This window comes from Oleiagrimonas citrea, from assembly GCF_012395255.1.
Taxonomy (GTDB): domain Bacteria; phylum Pseudomonadota; class Gammaproteobacteria; order Xanthomonadales; family Rhodanobacteraceae; genus Oleiagrimonas; species Oleiagrimonas citrea.
The window spans coordinates 500978-522844 of sequence record NZ_JAAZQD010000001.1 but is presented as its reverse complement, the minus strand read 5'-3'; the positions used below and the strand labels follow the sequence as shown (position 1 = coordinate 522844).

The 21867-nt window shown below is 64.6% G+C and carries 16 protein-coding genes and 1 tRNA gene; 13 read left to right on the top strand and 4 right to left on the bottom strand.

All coding sequences use genetic code 11. The features are described 5' to 3' along the window. Positions 1-2: 2 nt before the first annotated feature. From HF690_RS02225 to HF690_RS02210, 4 genes are all read left to right on the top strand, one after another. Positions 3-3788, top strand: a complete 3786-nt coding sequence (locus tag HF690_RS02225; protein WP_240151525.1) for a pilus assembly protein — start codon at positions 3-5, stop codon at positions 3786-3788. A gap of 9 nt (positions 3789-3797) precedes the next feature. Continuing rightward, entirely contained in the window at positions 3798-4271 is a 474-nt protein-coding gene (locus HF690_RS02220; protein WP_240151524.1) for a type IV pilin protein, read from the top strand. 170 nt (positions 4272-4441) lie between these two features. Then, complete coding sequence (locus HF690_RS02215; RefSeq protein ID WP_168608295.1) at positions 4442-6652, top strand: sulfatase-like hydrolase/transferase; 2211 nt, start codon at positions 4442-4444, stop codon at positions 6650-6652. Between the two features lie 303 nt (positions 6653-6955). Continuing rightward, positions 6956-8305 (top strand): hypothetical protein, encoded by a 1350-nt coding sequence (locus HF690_RS02210; protein ID WP_193568356.1) that lies wholly within the window; start codon positions 6956-6958, stop codon positions 8303-8305. Between the two features lie 62 nt (positions 8306-8367). Here the strand turns inward: HF690_RS02210 and HF690_RS02205 are convergent. Further along, positions 8368-8442 (bottom strand) — tRNA-Val (locus tag HF690_RS02205). 134 nt (positions 8443-8576) lie between these two features. Here HF690_RS02205 and HF690_RS02200 point away from each other — a divergent pair. Next, positions 8577-8936 (top strand): lipid-A-disaccharide synthase N-terminal domain-containing protein, encoded by a 360-nt coding sequence (locus HF690_RS02200; protein ID WP_168608294.1) that lies wholly within the window; start codon positions 8577-8579, stop codon positions 8934-8936. On the opposite strand, the gene metH is transcribed toward HF690_RS02200, so the two are convergent. From metH to HF690_RS02185, 3 genes are all read right to left on the bottom strand, one after another. Next, positions 8921-11605 carry a methionine synthase gene (gene metH / locus HF690_RS02195; protein WP_168608293.1) on the bottom strand — a complete coding sequence of 895 codons (2685 nt, stop codon included), beginning with the start codon at positions 11603-11605 and terminating at the stop codon, positions 8921-8923. The two genes, HF690_RS02200 and metH, sit on opposite strands and share 16 nt — an antisense overlap. Beyond that, positions 11602-12684, bottom strand: coding sequence for a homocysteine S-methyltransferase family protein (locus HF690_RS02190; RefSeq protein ID WP_113065828.1), 1083 nt, complete (start codon positions 12682-12684; stop codon positions 11602-11604). Before HF690_RS02190 ends, metH begins: the two co-directional genes overlap by 4 nt. A gap of 79 nt (positions 12685-12763) precedes the next feature. Further along, the gene (locus HF690_RS02185) at positions 12764-13690 is read right to left on the bottom strand and encodes an ArsR/SmtB family transcription factor (protein WP_113065829.1); all 927 of its coding nucleotides are present in this window, start codon (positions 13688-13690) and stop codon (positions 12764-12766) included. Between the two features lie 203 nt (positions 13691-13893). Here HF690_RS02185 and HF690_RS02180 point away from each other — a divergent pair, with 203 nt between their 5' ends. The 8 genes from HF690_RS02180 (at position 13894) to holB (ending at position 21853) form a co-directional block, all read left to right on the top strand. Further along, positions 13894-15057: an acyl-CoA dehydrogenase family protein gene (locus HF690_RS02180; RefSeq protein WP_113065830.1), complete on the top strand. Its 1164-nt coding sequence runs from the start codon at positions 13894-13896 to the stop codon at positions 15055-15057. Positions 15058-15237: 180 nt separating this feature from the next. After that, positions 15238-15477: an acyl carrier protein gene (acpP, locus tag HF690_RS02175; protein WP_113065831.1), complete on the top strand. Its 240-nt coding sequence runs from the start codon at positions 15238-15240 to the stop codon at positions 15475-15477. 159 nt (positions 15478-15636) lie between these two features. Further along, on the top strand, positions 15637-16875 hold the full coding sequence (gene fabF, locus HF690_RS02170) for a beta-ketoacyl-ACP synthase II (RefSeq protein ID WP_168608292.1): 1239 nt from the start codon (positions 15637-15639) through the stop codon (positions 16873-16875). Positions 16876-17045: 170 nt separating this feature from the next. Beyond that, entirely contained in the window at positions 17046-18428 is a 1383-nt protein-coding gene (locus tag HF690_RS02165) for an aminodeoxychorismate synthase component I (RefSeq protein ID WP_425495891.1), read from the top strand. Then, complete coding sequence (pabC, locus tag HF690_RS02160; RefSeq protein WP_168608291.1) at positions 18425-19243, top strand: aminodeoxychorismate lyase; 819 nt, start codon at positions 18425-18427, stop codon at positions 19241-19243. The genes HF690_RS02165 and pabC overlap by 4 nt, the downstream gene beginning before the upstream one ends. Further along, a complete protein-coding gene (gene mltG, locus HF690_RS02155) occupies positions 19240-20286 on the top strand; it encodes an endolytic transglycosylase MltG (RefSeq protein ID WP_168608290.1) in 1047 nt (348 codons plus the stop codon). The genes pabC and mltG overlap by 4 nt, the downstream gene beginning before the upstream one ends. After that, positions 20283-20918: a dTMP kinase gene (gene tmk / locus HF690_RS02150; protein WP_168608289.1), complete on the top strand. Its 636-nt coding sequence runs from the start codon at positions 20283-20285 to the stop codon at positions 20916-20918. The genes mltG and tmk overlap by 4 nt, the downstream gene beginning before the upstream one ends. Further along, a complete protein-coding gene (holB, locus tag HF690_RS02145; RefSeq protein WP_113065837.1) occupies positions 20915-21853 on the top strand; it encodes a DNA polymerase III subunit delta' in 939 nt (312 codons plus the stop codon). Before tmk ends, holB begins: the two co-directional genes overlap by 4 nt. The last annotated feature ends 14 nt before the right edge of the window (positions 21854-21867 follow it).

The window sequence follows — 21867 nt, the reverse complement described above, 5'->3', positions numbered from 1 at the left end:
GCATGACCATGAAAGCGAATGCGCGTAGCGAGAGCGATACCGCCATGAATGCAACGAATACTTTGAAGGAACGTGCAGTGCGCTTTCTGCGCAGCCTGTTCTGCGTCGGTCTGGGCGTGTGGATGCTGGGCGCGCCGTATGCCGCCCAGGCCGCCGTGCCGGTGGATCAGTCGCCGCTCATCATTCAGCAGCCGTTGCCGCCGAATCTCGTCCTGATGCTGGATGACTCCGGTTCAATGAGTTCGGATTTCATGCCCGATTGGTCGTACATCCCCGATACGTCCGTGGACGGTCTGCGCTACTACGGCAACAACGGCACCTACTACAACCCGAACCTGATCTACACGCCGCCGCCGAAGGCGGACGGCACGGACTATCCGAATTCTCCGGGCCTGGGCAACGCGTTCAGGGACGGGTTCACCGATCAGTCGACCGGCAACGAGGTCGATATCACCCAGTACTGGGGCAGCTATCGGTACTACGAGACGCTGACGTCCAACGTGCAGAACAACTACGACCCTGTCATGAGCTGTCATTACGGGGATGTGCTGTCTACCGACCCCAATCATCAGGGGGAATGCCAGCATGTGGAAAGTGTCTCGTACCGCTACTACAAGCCTGATCGCTATTTGCAGTGCAACGGCAATGACAAGCTCGTCTTCCATCATCATCGCTGGACTTGTCGGGAAGCGAACATCACCTACAGCTACTACGCGCCGGACACGCCGAGTTGCCCGCTGGGCGGCACGTTCGACGGTTCGCAGAACAAGTGCATCCAGGTACAGGACGTCACCGCGAAGCTCTTCACCTACACGACGCCCGACGGCAGCGGTGGGTATGTACGTCACTATGTGGGCAAGACGCAGCAGGACTGCGCGGTCGCGATCGCCGAAGGTGCGGACTGTGACTACAGCGCGGCCACGCAGCAGAGTGTCGCCAACTGGTTCTCGTACTACCGCACGCGTATCGAGATGGCCAAGAGCGGCCTGATGAATTCGTTCATCGACATCGATCCGACGTTCCGGATCGGTTTCGGTTCGATCAACGGGCGCAACAACGCCAATCTTCCGGCCAACACTGCCGTCTACAACTCGAAGACGATCGCCCAGGTGCAGCCGTTCGGGGATGGTTCGTCGGGCACCCAGAAGAGCGCCTTCTGGACCTGGCTGGCCGGTGTCGAGCCGAACAACTCCACGCCATTGCGTCTTTCGCTCGATGCGGTGGGCAAGTACTACGAGTCCGCGCAGCCGTGGCAGACGTCCAGTTCCGACAGTACCGAACTGGCCTGCCGTCAGTCCTACACGATTCTGACCACCGACGGTTTCTGGAACGGCGGCTCGCCCAGCGTGGGCAACGTCGACGGCACCGGCGGCGCCCAGCGTTCCGGACCGAATGGCCAGTCGTATACCTACAATGCGGTGGCGCCGTACGCGGACAGCTACAGCGACACGCTGGCCGATGTGGCCATGAAGTACTGGTTGACCGATCTGCGCACCTCGGTGAGCAATGAAGTGCCGCCGAGTTCCGACGATCCGGCGTTCTGGCAGCACATGACGACATTCACCCTCGGTCTGGGCTTCAAGCCGGAACACATCTCGCCTGCCGGCACCACGGTCGATCAGGTTTTCGACTGGGCCAACGGTGGAAGCGCGATCTCCGGGTTCTCCTGGCCGCAGCCGGCTTCGAACGACGTCAACAACATTGCCGACCTGGCACATGCGGCCGTGAACGGTCACGGCGGGTTCTACTCGGCGACGAGCCCGCAGGCCTTCACCAACGGCCTGCAGGATGCACTGAAGCGTGCCGCGGAACGTGTCGGCACCGGCGCAAGCCTTGCCGCCAACTCGACCGAGCTGAAGACCGGTACGGTCGCCTATCAGGCGAACTACTACACGGTGAAGTGGAAGGGCGACCTCAAGGCGCTCACGATCGATCCGAATACGGGCGCGATCGCCGCCAGTCCCGCGTGGCAGGCCGCCAACGTGATGCCTTCGTGGTCGACCCGCAACATCTACACGTACAACCCTCAGGGCTCCACGCCGAGCGCGCAATACGTGCAGTTCAAGACGCTGTCGTCGCTTTCCGCGGCACAGCAGGCGGCGCTGGGTCTCAATGCCACCGATCAGCAGAACATCATCAACTACCTGCGCGGCGACTCCTCGATGGAGCAGAGCCAGACCAACGGCATCTACCGCACGCGTGACACCTCGCTCGGCGATATCGTCGACTCGCAGCCGGTCTACGTGGGTGCGCCGGTCGCGAACCAGTTCTACGGCGAGTCGTTCACCGGTTCGGTGGACTATCCGCTCTACGCCACGAACAACGAGAACCGGAAGGCCCTGGTCTACCTGGCGGCCAACGACGGCATGCTGCATGCGTTCGATGCCGCAACCGGCAAGGAAACGTTCGCGTACCTGCCGGGCTCTGTCATTACCAATGGCATCGCTTCGCTGGCCGATCCGAAATACGGCACGATCGCCGCGCCGCATCAGTACTTCAACGACGGCGAATTGACCGTCGCCGATGTCTACATGAGCGGGAGCTGGCATACGGTGCTCGTGGGCACGACCGGGCGTGGTACCGCCAAGACGGTGTATGCGCTGGACATCACGTCCCCCTCCAACATCAAGTTGCTCTGGGAGCGCTCGTCCGGAGATGGCCTGACCAACAGCGGCTACATCGGACAGATGACCGGCAAGCCGGTGATCGCGCAGACCCTGGACGGTAGCTGGTCGGTACTGATCGGCAACGGCTACAACAGCACCAACGGCGTCGCCGCACTGTTGCAGTTCGATCTGGCGACGGGCGATCTCTCGGTCCACCTGACCTCGGATACGAGCACCGACAACGGCATGTCCGCGCCGGCCGTTTGGATCGATACCCCGACCAACGGTGTCAGCACCACGGCCTATGCCGGCGATCTGGACGGACATGTCTGGTCCTTCGCGCTGCAGAACAACAGCGGCAACAAGGCCACGCCGGACAGTACGGGCACGCTGCTGTTCACCGCAAAGGACGCGAGCGGCAACATCCAGCCCATCACGGGCGGTCTGCTGGCAGGCAAGAATCCGACGACGAACGACGTCTGGTTGTTCTTCGGAACCGGTCGCTATCTCAGTTCCTCGGACCTCACCGACCTGTCCACGCAGACTTGGTACGGCATCATCGCGCAGTCCGCGACCACCAGTCTGGTAAGCAACCTCTCCAGCGGCCGTTCGGCGCTGGTGCAGCGACAGATCATCGGTCAGACGCCGGGTGATCCCACGGCATCGCCGCCGACACTGCCTGCACGCGTCGTCACGCCGCCGCCGTCCACGTCGGACATGACCGGAAAGTCGGGTTGGTACATGGATCTGCTCACGCCTATCGTGTCCGCCTCGACTGGGGCCACGTCCTACATCGCCGAAGGCGAGCGCATGGTCACGCCGAACCAGTTCCAGGGCAATGTGCTGCTGGGCACGACGCGCATTCCGCAGGCCAAGGATCTGTGCAACCCGTCAGGCAGCGGCTGGATCATGGCAGTAGACCCGTTCACCGGTACCAATCCGGTCTCCGACTTCTTCGACGTGAACGGAAACGGGCAGATCAATTCCGGCGATTCCGTCACCATCAATGGCAAGACCTATGCCTCGGCGGGCGTCGGCTTCAGCTCCTTGCCCAACAATCCGATCTTCGTCGGTGGCACTATGCTGGTCAGCTTCGACAACGGCACGACAGGCAGCCTGCAGACCTCCGGCAGCACGGGCGGTCTGGGACGAGTGTCCTGGCGTGAACTGACGACTCAGTAAGGAATGATCATGATGCAACGGCCGTACTCCGGAACTTCCCGCGCTGTGTCGCGACGTGCGGGCACGCATGGCTTCACGCTGCTTGAACTGATGATCGTGGTGGCCGTGATCGCGATTCTCTCGGCCATCGCGTATCCGTCGTACATCCAGCACATCACGAAGACGCATCGTGTCGCGGCCGAGGGCTGTCTGTCGGAGTTCTCCAATTACATGGAGCGCGCCTACACCACGAGCCTGACCTATCCGACTTCGAGTAGCTCCGCGGCGCCTCCGTTCGCGACGATGGGTTGCGCCACGACGTCGCAAACGGGCAATTTCTACAAGTATTCGTTCGATGGCACGCCGACCAGCGCGACCTACACGCTTCAGGCCGTGCCGCAAGGCGTGCAGGCAAGCCGTGATGCCAAGTGCGGTACGTTGAAACTGGACCAGACCGGGCAGCGTTCCATCACGGGAGCGGCTCCGCTCGACGAGTGCTGGTAGGGATAGAGATCCGTCACGGCACGAATGCACTCATCATCGCCCCCTTTCCGGGGGCGATTTTCTTGTTGCGCTTCAATGGCGCGGACGGCGCCGAATCACGATCTGGCGCATGAATGCGCACGGGTTTCTGGCGTATGATGGGGGATGTTTTGCCTCGGGCAGGGTCCCGTATGAGATCGATGTTCGTTTCCGTAAATCCCTTGCGCCAGCGTTTCCGTCCCCTGGTCTGGCTGGGCGTCTGTTTTCTCGTCATCTCGTTTCTGACCCGCCTGGTACTTCTCGTCAAGACCGGCTCCGGTGTACCGGCCAACCCGCTGTACTGGTTGTACATCTTCGGTGTCGGGCTCGGTTACGATCTGATCGCATTCGTTTATTTTGCCTGGCCCATGGTGTTGTTCCTGTGGCTGGTGCCGACGAAGCCGGGACGCTTGCCAGGCTGGTTGCGCTGGCTGGCTGTCGCCGCGGTGCTGTGTGCGATTTGCGGCGCGGTGCTGCTGGCGCTGCACGTGGCTTATCACGCCACGCTGAAGGTGACGTGGCCGGTGCTGATCCCGCTGCTGTTCATGCTGCCGCTGACGGCGTTCACGTATACGTCGCGTACAGGGCGCGTGGTGCTGTACGGATTCTGCACGCTGCTGACGTTCGGGCTGCTGTTCATCGCTGCCTCGGAGTGGACGTTCTGGAACGAGTTCAGCGCGCGCTTCAATTTCATCGCGGTGGACTACCTGGTCTACACGCGAGAGGTGGTCGGCAACATCGAGGAGTCGTATCCGGTCGGTCTGTGGCTGACGATCATCGGCCTGATCGCGCTGACGGTGATGTTTCTCAGCCGCCGCAGCGTTCGCGCGCAGGATGACGGCAGCACGTTCGCCGGACGCACCGGGATCGTGCTGGGCTGGCTGGTCGCGACGGTCGCCACGGCGTACTTCGTCAATGCGAACATGCGCAACCAGACCGCCAATCGCTACGTCAACGACCTGGGCGGCAACGGCATCTATCAATTCTTCGCGGCGTTCCGCGCCGATCAGCTCAATTTCGATCAGTTCTACAAGACACTGCCGGATGATCAGGCTTACGCCACTGTGCGCAAGATGCTGAAGACGCCGGATGCGACCTACGTCAGCAATGATCCGCACAATCTGACCCGAGCCATCCGCAATCCCGGCCCCGAAAAGCATCTGAACGTGGTGCTTATCAGTGTCGAGAGTCTGTCCGGCCAGTACCTGGCGCATTTCGGCAGCACCAAGCACCTGACGCCGCATCTGGACAAGCTGGCGGACCAGAGCATCTTCTTCACCCGCATGTATGCCAACGGTACACGTACCGTGCGCGGCCTGGAGGCATTGTCGCTGTCGGTGCCGCCGACGCCCGGCGATTCACTGATCAAGCAGAAGCACAACCAGGGCCTGTTCTCGCTGGCCGACATATTCAATCAACACGGGTATGAGTCGGAATTCGTCTACGGTGGTTACGGCGAGTTCGACAACATGAATCCGTTCTTCGCCGCAAACGGCTACCGGGCCGTGGATCGCCGCGACATTCCTTCGAGCATGAAGATCCACAGCGAGAATGTGTGGGGCGTGTCCGACGAGGATCTGTTCTCGCTGGCGATGCTGCAGATGGACAAGATCCATGCGAAGGGCAAGCCGTTCTTCCTGCACATCATGACCACCTCGAACCACCGGCCGTACACGTTCCCGACCGGACGCGTGAAGGGCAAGCAGAAGACCCGCTTCGGCGCCATCCGCTATACCGACTGGGCGATCAACGACTTCATCCAGCGCATGCGCAAGAAGCCGTACTTCGACAATACAGTGTTCGTGATCACGGCCGACCACTGCGCGCACAGCGCCGGCAGCGCCGAGATTCCGGTCAATCACTACCATATCCCGCTGATCATCTACGCGCCCGCGCAATTCAAGCCGCAGGTGGTGAATCGGATGATGGCGCAGATGGACATCCCGCCGACGCTGCTCGGTCTGCTGCATTTCAGCTACCGCAGCCGTTTCTTCGGCTACGACGTGTTCAAGCTGGCGCCGGGCGAGCGCGAGCGTGCGTTCCCGTCGACGTACCAGCGGCTGGGGTATCTGAAGGGCGACATGCTGACAATCCTCTCGCCGCGCCGGGAAGTCGAGCAGGTGACGCCGAACTTCGCCAATGGCGATGTCACGCCGGTCAAGTCGGTCGATACGCAGGAAGTCGACGAGGCGATCGCGTCCTATCAGGTGGCCTATGACACGTTCCACAATGGCCAGATGAAGTGGCGCGCCAGCGACGCCACGCCGGTCGCGCCGCTGCCCGCACCGGCTTCCTCGGCCGCGATACCTGCCGCGAGTTCATCCGCCTCGCCAGCAACCGCGGCGTCTGTCTCGGTTCCCTGAGGCAGAGCAGGTACTTTCTGCGCGCGAGGCAACTTGCGCGTAGAAGGTGTCCGTGCGACAAAGACGCGCGCGTTCCGCCTTCGCAAGGAAGGCGGTCCGCCGCCGGGCCATGCCCAGGGAGGGGAAGTCGGGAACGGAATCGCATCACGTCGTGGTCCGCGGCTTCGGAGTCGCGTATCCGTTCGCTTCGCATCGGACATCGCTGGAGTCGTGCATGACTTCCGTCCGCTGTGCTGCGTCAGGCATGTGCGTTTCCCGACCTGGGACGGTCGTTTCTGGAATTTCTTACATGGGAGGTAAGACATGCACACTGCACAACGCAGAAAAATAGCCCGTATCGGACTGGTCGCATTGCTGGTCGCCGGCGTGGCCAGCGCGGGCACGTTTCCGGACTTCGGGTATCAGCCGCCGTCCAGCGAGTACAGCGGGCCGCTGTTTCAACTGAGTCAGAACTATCCGCAGACACTGCCGAGCGGCACGCCGGCGTTCTTCAAGCTGTTGCCGTCCAAACTGACCAACAACTACGACAGCTGGAAGCCGTATCTGGCAGCGGTGAAGAAATACTGCCTGGCTGGTAACGCCGAGACCAACTGGGATGTGCAGAAGAATCCCGTGCGCCACTGGTACCACATGCCTTGGCAGCACTACGGCGCGCTGGGACGCGAAGGCATTCACGGCCTGACCAAGGAAGCGCCGATCCAGCCCAAACAGCTGGCTTCGACGCAGACCGATTCCGGCCAGACCTATGCCGTCGGCATCTACAACGACATCGGCGCGTACACCATTGGCGAGGTCTGGAAGAATCCGCAGAAGCCGGATGCCTCGTACACGTCCGAACCGAACAGCTTCCATGACGGCACCGTGGTCTGCAAGGCGCTGTTCGCCGACATCAACTACCAGAACGTCCCGTTCCTGAAGAACCCGTTGCTGTGGCAGGCCTATGTCACCAACACCTTCGATTCCGCCGATCGTTCGGTGAAGAAGCTGGCGCTGATCCAGATGGATTTCGCGGTGCGTGATTCGCGCGTGCCCGGCACCGGCTGGCTGTTCGGCACCTTCCAGTACAACGGCGCGGTCGGTGACAAGCCGAGTTGGGAGAACCTGGTGCCGCTGGGCGTGATGTGGGGCAACGATCCCGAACTGACCAGCAGCGAGTACGATAATCCGACGCCGACCGAAACCCGCATCAATCCCAACCTCAAGGAAGCGGCGATCAATCCAGGCAAGGAGCTGCCGCCGACCCATCTGGGCTGGAACGGCCGCGTGGACGGTCCCGTCGACAACCCGCTGAGCTCGTGCATGAGCTGCCACATGACGGCCGAGTATCCGCAGCTGTCGCCGATGAATCCGACCTTCCAGGAACAGAGCAAGATTCCGCCGGTCGGTTCCAAGGCGTGGATGCGCTGGTTCCAGAACGAGGAAGCGGGCGTGCCGTTCGACAAGGGTGCGCAGAGCACCGACTACAGCCTGCAGCTGGCTGGTGCGATGGCCAACTTCTACGACTGGAAGTGCAACCAGGGCGGCGTGTTTGTCGATGGCGGCAATGCCTGCCAGAAGGCGGCCAAGCTGAAGAAGACGATGCTGCGTGGTCCCGCGCCGCATCAGCGCGTGTTCAAGGTCGAGCGCGCGCCGGGTGCCGGGGAGCTGCAGTAACCCCGGGTTTGTCCGCAAACGAAAAGGCCACCCGCGACGGGTGGCCTTTTCGTTGCTGAATATGGTGGGCGGTACAAGGATCGAACTTGTGACACCTGCCGTGTGAAGGCAGTGCTCTACCGCTGAGCTAACCGCCCGATAGAGAGCGCGCAAGTCTACGCAGACATGCGCCCGAGGTCAATGGGTCTGTGTGTACGCGGCAAAGGAATCGAGTCATGCGCGGGCCTGCGTTGGTACACTTGCGCGGATTCTTACCCTGAGCCGCGTCGCCATGGATTATCTCCACCAACATCTGCAGCAGATTCTCGAGGCCCTGCAGAGCTTCGAAGTCACGCCCTGGAAGGCCATCGGCTTTCTCGGCATGGCGATGTTCACCAGCCGCTGGTTCGTGCAGATGTACTACACGCGCAAGTACAAGCGCGTGGTCATGCCGTTGGCGTTCTGGTGGCTGTCGGTGTGCGGCAGTGCGCTGCTGCTGGCGTATTTCATCTTCGGCAAGAACGACTCGGTCGGTATCCTCTCCAACACGTTCCCCGTGGTGGTGTCGGTCTACAACCTGATCGTGCACTCGCGCGACTTGCGCTCGCGCAAGGCCGCCAAGGCGGCCGATCCGGTTCAGTCCGGCTCATAGGCGAGGTTCGCAGCCAGCCAGCGTTCGGCCTCTGCCTGGTTCCAACCCTTGCGTCGCGCGTAGTCGGCGACCTGTTCGCGGGTGAGATTGCCGACTACGAAGTACTGGCTGTCCGGGTGCGCGAAGTACCAGCCGGAGACGGCGGCGGCCGGATACATGGCAAAGCCCTCGGTCAGTTCGATGCCGGTACGGGCGGTGACGTCCAGCAGCTCGAACAACGTGGTCTTCTCGGTGTGATCCGGGCAGGCAGGATAGCCGGGGGCGGGACGAATGCCGTGGTAGTTCTCGGCGATCAGTGCTTCGTTGTCGAGTTGCTCGTTCGCAGCGTGACCCCAGAACTCGGTGCGCACGCGTTGATGCATGCGTTCGGCGAAGGCCTCGGCCAGACGGTCAGCGAGGGCCTTGAGCAGGATCGATGAATAGTCGTCGTGGGCGGCCTCGAAGCGGGCGACGTGTTCCTCGATGCCGAGGCCGGCCGTGACCGCAAAGGCGCCGATCCAGTCCTGCTTGCCGGCGTCGGCGGGCGCGACGAAGTCGGCGAGGCACAGATTCGGGCGCTCGACCGGTTTATCAGCCTGCTGGCGCAGGAAGTGCAGGGTGGTCGGGATGTCTGCGCCGGTGTCGACCTCGACATCGTCGCCGATGCGCTGTGCGGGCCAGAAGCCGATCACCGCACGAGCACGCAGCCATTTCTCGGCGATCAGGCGGTCCAGCATGGCCTGGGCGTCGTCGTAGAGCTCACGCGCCTGCGCGCCGACGATCTCGTCGTCGAGGATGGCGGGGAAGCGTCCGGCCAATTCCCAGGCCTGGAAGAACGGCGTCCAGTCGATGTACGGACGCAGCTCGGTCAGGTCGTAGTCGTCGAACACATGCACGCCGGGCTGTTTCGGCGCGGGCGGATCGTATGCGGTCCAGTCGCGCGTCCAGGCGTTGTCGCGCGCCTGCTGCAGCGTGACCAGTTTTTTGCCCGCGCCACGGCTGCGGTGGCGTTCGCGAACGTCAGCGTACTCGCTGCGGATCTTGTCCAGGAAATCCGCGACGGCCTCCTGGCTGACCAGCGACTGTGCCACGCCGACCGCGCGTGAAGCGTCCTTCACCCACACAGTGCCGGCTTCGTAGTGCGGTTCGATGCGCAGCGCGGTGTGCGCGCGCGAGGTCGTCGCGCCGCCGATCAGCAGCGGGGTGCGGAAGTCCTGACGCTGCATCTCGCGGGCGACTTGGCTCATCTCTTCCAGCGACGGCGTGATGAGACCGGAGAGGCCGATGAGGTCGGCGTTCTCGGCGCGTGCGGTCTCCAGGATCTTCTGCGCCGGCACCATCACACCGAGGTCGATCACCTCGAAGTTGTTGCAGCGCAGGACCACGCCGACGATGTTCTTGCCGATGTCGTGCACATCGCCCTTGACCGTGGCCAGCACGATCTTGCCGTTGGACTTGCCGGCGTCGCCGGTGCGCGCCTTTTCTTCCTCGATGTAGGGAATCAGGTGTGCCACGGCCTTTTTCATCACGCGCGCGGACTTCACGACCTGCGGCAGGAACATCTTGCCGGCGCCGAACAGGTCGCCGACCACGTTCATGCCGCTCATCAGCGGGCCTTCGATCACGTCCAGCGGGCGGGCGGACTGCTGGCGTGCTTCCTCGGTGTCTTCGACGACGTACTGGTCGATGCCATGCACGAGTGCATGCGACAGGCGTTCGGCGACGGGCTTCTCGCGCCAGGCCTTGTTTTCGACCTTGGTCTCGCCCTTGTTGTCCTTGAAGCGTTCGGCGAGAGCCAGCAATCGCTCGGTGGCGTCCTTGCGGCGGTTCAGCACCACGTCCTCGACGGCTTCGCGCAGCTCGGAATCAAGGTCGTCGTAGATCGCCAGCGAACCGGCATTGACGATGCCCATGTCCATGCCGGCGGCGATGGCGTGGTACAGGAACACCGAGTGGATCGCCTCGCGCACGGTGTTGTTGCCGCGGAACGAGAACGACACGTTGGACAGGCCGCCGGAGACATGGCTTTCCGGGAAGCGCTTCTTCAGCTCGCGCGCGGCCTCGATGAAGTCGACGGCGTAATTGTCGTGCTCCTCGATGCCGGTGGCGATGGCGAAGATATTGGGATCGAAGATGATGTCCTCGGGCGGGAAGCCGACCTGTTGCGTCAGCAGCGCATGGGCGCGTGAGCAGATCGCCACTTTGCGCTCCAGCGTGTCGGCCTGACCGTCCTCGTCGAAGGCCATGACCACCGCGGCTGCGCCATAGCGCTGGATCGTGCGTGCATGTTCGAGGAAGGCTTCCTCGCCTTCCTTCAGCGAGATCGAGTTGACCACGCCCTTGCCCTGCAGGCAGCGCAGGCCGGCCTCGATCACGCTCCACTTGGAGGAGTCGATCATCACGGGCACGCGGGCGATGTCCGGTTCGGAGGCGATCAGATTGAGGAAGCGCACCATCGCGGCTTCCGAGTCGATCAGGCCCTCGTCCATGTTGACGTCGATGATCTGCGCGCCGTTCTCGACCTGCTGGCGCGCGACCTCGACGGCTTCCTCGAAGCGCTCTTCCTTGATGAGGTTGCGGAAGCGCGCCGAGCCGGTGACGTTGGTGCGCTCGCCGACGTTGACGAAGTTCAGGTCGGGCGTGAGGACCAGTGGCTCCAGGCCCGACAGTCGGGTGAGGCGGCGGCTCATGCTGCCTCCCGCGCGCGGCTGCGCGGCGCGTGTCCGCGCACGGCAGCGGCGATGGCCGCGATGTGTTCCGGCGATGTGCCGCAGCAGCCGCCGACAATGTCCAGCAGTCCGTCCGCGGCGAAGCCGCCCAGTGTGCGCGCCATCTGCTCCGGTGTTTCGTCGTACTCGCCGAAAGCGTTGGGCAGGCCCGCGTTGGGGTGTGCGCTGATGCGGCAGTCGGCCAGCGAGGCGAGCGACTGCACATGCGGGCGCAGTTCGTCCGCGCCAAGTGCGCAGTTGAAGCCGATCGACAGCGGTCGCGCGTGGGCCAGGGCGATGTAGAAGGCCTCCGGCGTCTGACCCGACAGCGTGCGGCCGGACTTGTCGGTGATGGTGCCGGAGATCATCAGCGGCAGGCGACCGCCGCGGCGGCGGAATTCCGCATCGATGGCGAATAGCGCGGCCTTGGCGTTGAGCGTGTCGAATACGGTCTCGACCATGATGAGGTCGGCACCGCCCTCGATCAGGCCGTCTACGGCCTCGGTGTAGTTGTCCACCAGTTCCTCGAAGCTGACATTGCGGAAACCCGGGTCGTTAACGTCGGGCGAGATCGACGCCGTGCGGCTGGTCGGCCCGAGCACGCCGACGGCGAAGCGCGGCCGCGACGGATCTTTGCGCTCGGCGGCCGCGCAGGCGGCGCGCGCCAGTCGGGCACCCTCGGCGTTCAATTCGTGCACCAGCGCTTCCATGCGGTAGTCGGACTGGCTGATGCGCGTGGCGTTGAAGGTGTTGGTCTCGACCAGGTCCGCGCCGGCGTCCAGGTAGGCGGCATGGATGTCACGGATGATGTCCGGTTGCGACAGGCTGAGCAGGTCGTTGTTGCCCTTCAGTTCGCGCGTGCAGCTTTCGTCGTGCGCATGGTCGTGGTGACCGTCGCAGCCGTGCGCGAAACGCGCTCCGCGATAGCCGGATTCATCCAGCGTGTGACCCTGCAGCATCGTGCCCATGGCGCCATCGAGTAGCAGGATGCGTGTGTCGAGTGCCGTTTCGAGCTTTTCGGCGCGGTCAGGGTGGAGCCAGGGGAGTGCGTGGTCGGTCATGATCGGTAGGGCGTCGGGGAGGCGTGGAGCCAGCTCTGTATGGGGGTAATCAACGGTTCGGCGAGTGTCGTGTGCTTGGTTATCCCGGCTTTCGCGCCAGCAGGCACAGGACCTCGAAATAGGGCGGTTTGCGTTCGCGCGAAATGCGCTCGCACTGTGCGACGTCGAGGCCGGCACGGGCGGCCAGCTTTGACAGCTCCTCGCGCTTGAAGCCCGAGTTGCGGTGTCCGAACGGATCGACCGTGGCCTGGTGGCCGTGGCGGGCCAGTGTGACCGCGAGCAGGCGACCGCCGGGACGCAGCGCCTTGGCGGCCTCAGCCACGGCGACAGCCGGTCGCTCGGCGTAGGTCAGTGCGTGCAGCATCAGGACCAGGTCGAACTGTTCGGTCATGCCCAGGTTGTGCATGTCGCCGTGGCGCACCTCGACGTTGGCGAAGGGCTTCAGACGCTTGCGCGCGGCCGCCGTGACGCGTTCGCTGGCGTCGATGCAGGTGATCGAGCGTGCGTGCGGCGCCAGCAGTTCGGCGGTCACCCCATCACCGGAGGCGATATCGAGCACGTCGCCGGTTTCCAGCAGTTGCAGCAGGGCACGAGCCAGGGTTTCCCAGGTGCGGCCGGGCGAGTAGTGGCGTTCCATGTCGCCTGCCACCGTGTCGGCCCAGCCTTGTTCGCGGGCGCGCTGCGCCAGCACCACGGGCAGGTTGCGGGCGTCGGTATCGAGCAACGCGTCGTCGACGCCTTCTCGCAGCGCGCCCAGCAGTCCCTGTTCGCCCGCATCGAACTCGGTACTTGCGCGATAATAGGCCGACACCCCAGCGCGACGATCGCGCACCAGGCCGGCTTCTTTCAGCTTGGCCAGGTGCGTGGAGACGCGTGGCTGCGCCAGTTGCAGCACGGCAGCCAGTTCGGCGACGGTCAGCTCCTCGCGTTCGAGCAGGGCCAGCAGGCGTACGCGCGTCGGATCGGCCAGCAGGCGCAGAAGGCTCGAGGCCGAGGACAGATCCATGGTGTTACATCCTTTTATCGCGATGCAAAGATAATGCAAGCGTATGCGGCCCTCGCCGGGGCGTCAACCCGGAAGACAGCTGCGCGGGCAAGCAAGGCGGCGGACACGGTATAATGTCCTGCTACGGCGCAGTCCTTCGCCGGACTTGCGCGTCACCGTTTTCTTGCCACACCACGCCGCTTTCGGGCGACGCAGGAGGATTCATGGATTTCAGCTTCAACGACGATCAGCTCTCGATTCAGTCCATCGCACGCGAATTCGCGCAGAAGCGCATCGCGCCGGTCGCGGCCGAGTTCGACGCCTCGGGCGAGTTCCCGCTCGACAACATTCGCGAGATGGGCCAGATGGGCCTGATGGGCATCGAGGTGCCCAGCGAGTACGGCGGCGCGGGCATGGACCCGATCTCCTACGTGCTGGCGATGATCGAGATCGCCGCGGCCGATGCCGCGCATTCGACCATCATGTCGGTGAACAATTCGCTGTTCTGCAACGGCATCCTCACGCACGGCACCGAGGAGCAGAAGCAGAAGTACGTCAAGGCCATCGCCACCGGCGAGGCCATCGGCGCCTATGCGCTGACCGAGCCGCAGTCCGGTTCGGACGCTTCGAACATGCACACTCGCGCGGTAAAGAGCGAGGACGGCAAGCACTTCGTCATCAACGGCAAGAAGAGCTGGATCACCTCCGGCCCGGTGGCCAAGTACATCGTGCTGTTCGCCATCACCAAGCCGGGCATTGGCGCCAAGGGCGTCAGCGCCTTCATCATCGACACCGAAGTCGAGGGCTTCCATCGCGGCAAGACCGAGCCGAAGCTGGGTATCCGCGCGTCGGCCACCTGCGAGATCGAGTTCGTCGACTACAAGTGCCCGGTCGAGAACCTGCTCGGCGAGGAAGGGCAGGGCTTCAAGATCGCCATGGGCGTGCTCGACGCCGGCCGTATCGGCATCGCTTCGCAGGCGCTGGGCGTCGCCCGCGCTGCCTACGAGGCGACGCTGGAATGGTCGCGCGAGCGCAAGGCGTTCGGCCAGCCCATCGGCAGCTTCCAGATGACGCAGTCGAAGATTGCCGACATGAAGTGCAAGCTGGACGCGGCCACGCTGATGACGTTGCGTGCGGCGTGGACCAAGCAGCAGGTCTCCAAGACCGGCGGTCGCTTCGGCAACGAGGCCTCGATGGCCAAGCTGATGGCCTCGGAAGCGGCGATGTGGATCACCCACCAGGCGATCCAGATCCACGGCGGCATGGGCTACTCCAAGGAGATGCCGCTGGAGCGCTACTTCCGCGACGCCAAGATCACCGAGATCTACGAAGGCACCAGCGAGATCCAGCGCATGGTCATCGCCCGCAACGAGACCGGATTGCGCTGATACCGCATCGTACGCCGCCGCATGGCAAGGCAGTCGCCAGCGGCGTCGTTTTGCGCGACAATACCCTCTTTCGTCCATCACCGCCGTATGGCGGGTTTCGTTAAAGTCCGGTCACGCTGGCGAGCAGTGATCTTTGCCACTACAATGCGCCGGATTCATTCCCTCGGGAGGCAAGTACACATGAGCACCATTGAAGAGCGCGTCAAGAAGATCGTTGTTGAACAGCTTGGCGTGAAGGAAGACGAGGTCACCACGAACGCATCGTTCGTCGACGACCTGGGTGCCGATTCCCTGGACACCGTCGAGCTGGTCATGGCGCTCGAGGAAGAGTTCGAGACGGAAATTCCCGACGAGGAAGCCGAAAAGATCACCACGGTGCAGCAGGCAGTCGACTACATCCAGGCGCACGTCAAGTCCTGATGCAGCCGAGTTCGGGCTGGCTGCGCAACACTGCGCACGGCTCGACATCGAGCCGAAACACAGACACAAACTGCGCCACACGGCGCAGTTTGTGTTTGCGCATCCGGTAACGTTCTTCGGCGTATGGTTTAGCCGATCTGCTATCGACGGAAAACAAGCATGAGCAAGCGACGCGTGGTAGTCACCGGTCTGGGCATGGTCAGTCCCGTCGGCAACGACGTGGCCACCTCCTGGGCCAACATCACCGCCGGCAACAGTGGCATTGGCGAGATCACCCATTTCGACGCCAGCACGTTTCCCACCCGCATCTCGGGCGAGGTCCGCGACTTCGATCCGGCGCAGTACATCGCGCCCAAGGACATCAAGAAGATGGACCCGTTCATCCACTACGGCGTGGCGGCGGGCATCCAGGCGTTGAAGGACGCCGGCTACGAGGTCACGGACGCCAACTCCGACCGCGTCGGTGCGGCCGTGGGTGCCGGCATCGGTGGCCTGCACACGATCGAGAAAACCGCCATCGATTATCACGAGCGCGGCGTGCGCAAGATCTCGCCGTTCTTCGTGCCCAGCTCGATCATCAACATGGTTTCGGGCCAGCTGTCGATCATGCTCGGCCTGAAGGGGCCGAATATCGCCTGCGTCACCGCCTGCACCACGGCCACGCACAACATCGGTCTGGCCATGCGCATGATCCAGTACGGCGAAGCCGACGCCATGCTCGCCGGTGGCGCGGAATTCGCCACCACCGGTACCGCAGTCGGCGGCTTCTGCTCGGCGCGCGCGATGTCCACGCGCAACGACGCGCCGCAGAAGGCGAGCCGTCCGTGGGATGCCGAGCGTGACGGCTTCGTCCTGGCTGACGGCGCCGGTGTGCTGATGCTGGAAGAGTACGAATCGGCCAAGGCGCGCGGCGCGAACATCTACTGCGAGCTGGTCGGTTTCGGCATGAGCGGCGACGCCTACCACATGACCGCACCGAGCGAGGGCGGCGAAGGCGCGGCGCGTTGCATGAAGCACGCCATCGACGATGCCGGTCTGAATCCGGAGCAGGTCGAGTACATCAATGCCCATGGCACCTCGACGCCGCAGGGCGACGTGGCCGAGGTCATGGCGGCCAAGACCGTGTTCGGCGATCACGCCTACAAGCTGATGATGAGCTCGACCAAGTCGATGACCGGTCATCTGCTGGGTGCGGCCGGTGGCGTCGAGGCGATCTTCTCGGTGCTGGCGTTGCGCGACAAGATCATTCCGCCGACCATCAACCTGGACAATCCGGGAGAGGGCTGCGACCTGGACTTCGTGCCGCACACCGCGCGCGAGGCCAAGGTCGACGTGGTGGTATCGAATTCCTTCGGATTCGGCGGTACCAACGGTTCGCTGGTGTTCAAGCGCGCCTGAGTACGCGATGGCAGCCGTCTTCGGAGGGCTCCATGCGCATCATGACCGCTCGCCCGTGCCTACACGGACGAGCGGTTTTTTTTAACCCGGGCGAGCGATTTCCGCGCGATTTTCGCCGCTCCGAAGCCGTGGCGGGTTACGCTTGCCACCTGTGTTCTTCGTCGAATCCCATGCCCGCAACGCTTCACGCCGATCAAGTTCGTTCGTCCGCCATGCATGTGCGCGAATTGCCCGGTGCCTGTGACCTGTTGTCCCTGGCTGCGGCGTTCCCCGCACGGTATCCGTGCCTGCTGGAAAGCGTTGCGTCAGGGCCCGCGCAGGCGCGCTGGGATCTGCTGCTGGCATTTCCGCAGTCGCGTATCCAGCTGGATGCTGATGGGTGCACGCAGATCGACGACGAGCGCTTCGAGGGGCGATTTCTGGATGCGCTGGACGCCGCGTGGTCGGCCGAGCGCACGCCGCGCGACGAGGACGGGCTTCCGTTCCATGGCGGCTGGGCGCTGTTGCTGGCCTATGAGCTGATCGCGGAGGTCGAGTCGCGTTTGACGCTTCCGTCCGCGCCGGGACCGCAGCCGGTGGCGCTGGCCCTGCGTACGCCGGCCGCCGTGCTGGTCGATCATGCCGCCGACCGGACCTTGCTGGTGGCCGAGGCCGGGCACGCGGAGCTGATCGAGGCCATGCAGTCGGACATGCGGGCATCGTCGCCGCTTCCACCGCTGGCGCTGCGGGCAAAGGTCGATGAGGATGCGCCGTCCGTGTTCCTCGACGGCGTGGCGCGCGTGCACGAGTATCTGCGCAGCGGCGATGTCTTCCAGGTCAATCTCTCCCGCTGCTGGCGGTCGTGTCCGGAGGTTCCCGCCGCACCGGCACAGGTCTACGCCGCCCTGCGGGAGGCCAATCCCGCGCCGTTCGCCGGTTTGTGGCAGGACCCCGGCTGGGCGGTTGTCAGTTCCTCGCCGGAACGTCTGGTCGAGGTGCGTGGCGAAGCGGTCCAGACGCGCCCCATCGCCGGCACGCGGCCGCGCTTTGCCGGCGACGACGAGCGCGCGCGCATCGACGAACTGGTCGGGCATCCCAAGGAGCGTGCCGAGCACATCATGCTGATCGACCTGGAGCGCAACGACCTCGGTCGCGTCTGCGCACCGGGTAGCGTCGAGGTCGACGAATTGATGACAGTGGAAAGCTATGCGCACGTGCATCACATCGTGTCCAACGTGCGCGGCCGGCTGCGTGCGGAGGTGACGCCGGGGCAGGTGATCGCAGCCACGTTTCCGGGCGGCACCATCACCGGCTGTCCGAAGGTGCGCTGCATGGAGATCATCGCCGAGCTGGAAGGCGTCGGTCGTGGCGCCTACACCGGCGCGATGGGATACCTGGATCGCAATGGCGACATGGATCTGAACATTCTGATCCGCACGCTCAGCCTGTTCGAGGGGCATATCGAACTGCGCGCCGGCGCCGGTATCGTTGTCGACTCGCAGGCCGAGGCCGAACTGGAAGAAACGCGGCACAAGGCGCGCGGGCTGTTGCGTGCATTGGGCGTCGAGGCATGAGTACGCGCTGCCTGGTCAATGGTCGTGCATCGTCGCAGGTCGCCGCCGACGATCGCGGTCTGCTATACGGCGACGGTCTCTTCGAGACCTTGCGCGTGATCGACGGTCGCGCGCCGCTCTGGGCCGGTCACATGCACCGCTTGAGCCGAGGTTGCGAGCGTTTGGGCATGCCTGCGCCGGATACGGATACGCTGCGCGAAGAAGTTTCTGCGCTGACCCGTGACGAGGGTCCCAGCGTGGTGCGCATCACCTGGACGCGGGGACGCGGTGCGCGTGGCTACGGACCGCCCGCATCGCCGCAGTGCATGCGCGTGGTCACGGCTTCGCCCGCGCCGGTGCTGGATCCGGATTGGAGCGCCGCCGGAATCCGGGTACGCTTCTGCGATACGCGTCTGGCGGTGCAGCCTGCGCTGGCCGGACTGAAACACCTGAACCGGCTGGAACAGGTGCTGGCGCGCGCGGAATGGCGCGACCCGGACATCGTCGAGGGACTGATGCGCAGCATGGATGGAGCGGTGGTCTGCGCGACCGCGGCAAACCTGTTCGCGCGCATCGACGGCGTCTGGGTCACCCCGTCCGTCGAGAACTGCGGCGTGGCCGGCGTGGCGCGCGCGGAAGTGCTGGCGCAATGGCCGCAGTGCCGGGTGGGAACGATCGAGATGGGAGCGTTGATGCAAGCCGAAGAAGTTTTCCTCAGTTCCAGCGTGCGCGGCATTCTGGCCGTTGGTGATCTGGCCGGGCGACGCCTGCAGGTGGGCGCCGACACGCGCACGATGCAGGCGCATTTCGCGCAGTTGCTGGAGCTGGGCGCATGAGGCGGCATATGCGCGGCGGTGCGAAATTGTGGGTCTTTTTCATTGTGCTGGCGGTGGCCGCGATCGCCGCGGCGGGCGTGCTCTGGCAGGAGCTGAACCGCTTCGCCGACGCGCCGATGGCGATCCACCCGGATGCGCCCAGCGTCGTCATTCCGCATGGCGCGGGCTTCAATCGCATCGTCGACGAACTGCAGGCGCGCAAGCTCAGCGCGGCGCCGCACTGGTTCTGGCGGCTGCAGGCCGAGCGCATGCATGTCACGCGCGATCTGCATGCTGGCGAGTACGCACTGCGCCCCGGCATGACGCCGCGCCAGCTGCTGGACGACATGGCGCATGCGCGCGTGGTGCAGCATCGTTTCACCATCGTCGACGGCTGGAGCTTCAAGGAGTTGCGCGAGGCGCTGGACAAAGCGCCGGTGCTCAAGCACGAAACGGCCGCGATGACCGACGCGCAGATCATGCAGCGCGTGGGCGCGGGCGACGAGAAAGCGGAAGGCCGCTTCCTGCCGGAGACCTACGCTTTCGTGCGCGGCGACAGCGATCTGGACATTCTCAAGCGCTCCTACCGGGCGATGAATGTGCTGTTGAAGAAGGCGTGGGCGAATCGTGCCGACGATCTGCCGCTGAAGACGCCGTATCAGGCACTGATCCTGGCCTCCATCGTGGAGAAGGAGACCGGTCGCGCCGATGAACGTCCGCGCATCGCCGGCGTGTTCGTGCGCCGTCTGCGTCGCGGCATGCTGCTGCAGACCGACCCGACCGTGATCTACGGCATGGGCGCAGCCTACCACGGCAACATTCGCAAGCGGGATCTGGAAACCGACACGCCGTACAACACCTATGTGCATCCGGGCTTGCCGCCAACGCCGATCGCGCTGCCGGGCAAGCCGGCCATCGAGGCCGCGCTGCATCCGGCTGCAGGCAAGTCCCTGTATTTCGTGGCCAAGGGCGACGGTTCGCACGTGTTTTCCGACACGCTGGCGCAGCACGACCGCGCCGTGCGCTGCTACCAGTTGAAGCGGTGCTCGGGAGGCAAGCGATGAGCGGACGCTTCATCACCCTGGAAGGCGGCGAGGGTGCCGGCAAGAGCACGCTGTTGCAGGGGCTGCGCGCCTATCTCGCCGAGCGCGGCATCGAGCCGCTGTTCACGCGCGAGCCCGGCGGCACTGCGCTGGGCGAGGGCGTGCGCGCGTTGGTGCTGGATCCGGCGCTGCGCGGCATGTGCGCGGAATCCGAATTGCTGTTGATGTTCGCGGCGCGCGCGCAATTGGTGCGCGAATCCATCCGGCCTGCGCTGGAGGCCGGGCAATGGGTGGTCTGCGACCGCTTCACCGACGCCAGCTTCGCCTATCAGGGCGGCGGACGCGGACAGCCGCGCGAACGTATCGCCGATCTGGAGCGCTGGGCCGCCGCCGATCTGCGGCCCGATCTGACGCTGTTGCTGGATCTGCCGGTCGACACGGGGCGCGCGCGCGCTGCCGGTCGCGGCGAGGAAAGCGACCGCATCGAGCGCGAGGGCGACGGTTTCTTCGAACGCATCCGCGCGGCCTATCTGCAGCGCGCCGCCGAGCAGCCGGAGCGGTTCCGCATTCTCGATGCGACCCGGTCGGCGCAGGAGGTCCTCGCTGCCGCCACCGAAGCACTCGAACCGCTGCTGGCCGGAGGCGCGGAATGACCGAAGCGCCGCCATGGCACGACGAACCCTGGCAGCGGCTGTTGCAGCGGCGGCAGCGGGACGCGTTGCCACATGCCCTGCTGCTGAGCGGCCCGTCCGGGCTGGGCAAGCGTGCCTTCAGCGAGCGTCTGCAGCGCGGACTGCTGTGCACGCAGCCCGTCGACGGCGATGCCTGCGGGACGTGCCGCGCCTGCCTGCTGCTGGACGCCGGTACGCATCCGGACCGCATCGCGGTGAGGCTCGAAGAGCGCCCGGACGGCACGCCGCGCAAGGACATCGTGGTGCGCCAGATCCGTGCGCTTTCCGAACGCCTGAGCAAGTCCAGCCAGTTCGGCGGTTGGCAGGTCGCCTGCATCGACCCGGCTGACGCCATGAATGCGGCCGCCGCCAATGCCTTGCTGAAGACGCTGGAAGAACCCAGCGCGTCGAGCATTTTGATTCTGGTGGCCGATGAACCCTGGCGACTGCCGGCCACGATCCGCAGTCGCTGCCAGCAGACGGAATTCCGCTTGCCGGAAGCCGACGCGGCGCAGGCCTGGTTGCAGCGGGAAGGCGTGGCCGATCCGCAGGTGGCGCTGGAGGCGGCTGGCGGCAATCCGGGGCTCGCTCGCCGCTGGGCGGAGCAGGACGCCTTGTCGCAACGTCAGCAGGTGCGGGCCGATCTGCGCGCGCTGGCCGAAGGGCGCGGCGAGCCTGGCGCGCTGGCCTCGCGCTGGCTGGACGATGCACTCGAACAACGCCTGTGGTTCGCGGCGCAGGCCGCCGTCGACGAGTTGCGGGAGCGTGCGACGGGGCGGCGTGCGCCGCTGGGCTCGCAATTGTCCACGCTGGAGCTGGCCGAGTGGTATGCGCAGGCCAATCGCGCTCGCGATGCACTACGCGGCCCGTTGCGCAAGGACCTGATTCTGCTGGAGCTGCTCGGCGCCTGGCGCTGATTCAGCCGGGCCGC